Source organism: Stenotrophomonas sp. YIM B06876, from assembly GCF_030711595.1.
In the GTDB taxonomy this organism is placed as follows: domain Bacteria; phylum Pseudomonadota; class Gammaproteobacteria; order Xanthomonadales; family Xanthomonadaceae; genus Stenotrophomonas.
This window is the reverse complement of record NZ_JAUJUJ010000315.1, coordinates 1-970: the sequence shown is the minus strand read 5'-3', so window position 1 is coordinate 970 and position 970 is coordinate 1. Positions and strand designations below refer to the sequence as shown.

Sequence of the window (970 nt, the reverse complement as noted above, 5' to 3'; positions counted from 1 at the left end):
GCGGCCCTTGACCTGCGAGAGGCCGGCGAGGGGCGCGAGGTTCCAGTCTGGGGTGGCGGGTGTGGTCATTGCAGAGCTCTCCTACGGGCGCGCGGGCGCAAAAAAACATTGTGCCGAGGCCGAGGTCACCAAAATGGACAAAATGGATGCAGAACAGGTCCACGGAACAAGATTTGGCGCAGGCTTTACACCCCCCGCAACACGCGTAAAGCTTGCGCAAAGCCTGTAAACCCAAGGCAAAGGGGTAAACCAAACCGGCCGGCGGCGCGTCATAGGTCATAGAGAAGAGAAAGCGCAGCCCGCGCCACCCCACCGGAAAACACCATGCCCACAAACTCCGCCGCCCGCCTCCTTGCCCTGTGCACCCTGGGCGTGCTGGTCGGCGGCTGCGTTGCCGTGCCGGGCGACCCGTATTACGGCGCGCCGGCCTATCCGGCCAGCTATCCGCCGGCCTACCCTGCCGCGCCGGTCTATGCGCCCGGCGTCATCTACGGCCCCGGCGTCTACCCGTCCTACCCCGCCATCTACCCGGTGGCGCCGCTGGTCTACGACCCACGCTGGACGGAGCACCAGCGCCGCATGGAACGCGAACGCTGGGAGCAAAACCGCGACCGCCAGCGGGCCATGGAGCGCGACCGGGCGCGGCAGCAGCAGCAGCAGCGCGAGCAACAAGAGCGCAATGCCCGCCCGCATGAACAACGCAACCCGCAGCGCGACGACGCACTGCGCCGGCAGCAGTTGCAGCGGCCGGACCGGCGCCAGGAGAACGAGCGCAATGGCCCGCCAAACGGGCGTTCCGGCAGCGAGCAGGAACGCAACCAGGGCCGATAAACCCCGCCAAACCGCCAAAGACTGGTAGCCCACCATGACCACACTGTTGCGTTCACTGGCCGTCTTCTGTACCGCCGCCCTGCTGGCCCTGGCCGCCCAGGCCCAGGTGCTGCGCTGCACCGATGCGCGCACCGGCCAG

At 67.7% G+C, this 970-nt stretch carries 1 protein-coding gene; it reads left to right on the top strand.

Annotated features, from left to right (window positions below; all coding sequences use genetic code 11):
- The first annotated feature begins 324 nt into the window (after positions 1-324).
- Positions 325-831 (top strand): hypothetical protein, encoded by a 507-nt coding sequence (locus QZH66_RS16995; protein WP_305807028.1) that lies wholly within the window; start codon positions 325-327, stop codon positions 829-831.
- The last annotated feature ends 139 nt before the right edge of the window (positions 832-970 follow it).

Bases quoted from the DNA above. Each gene is read 5' to 3' on its own strand.
- QZH66_RS16995 (WP_305807028.1), top strand. From the start codon at position 325: ATGCCCACAAACTCCGCCGCCCGCCTCCTTGCCCTGTGCACCCTGGGC.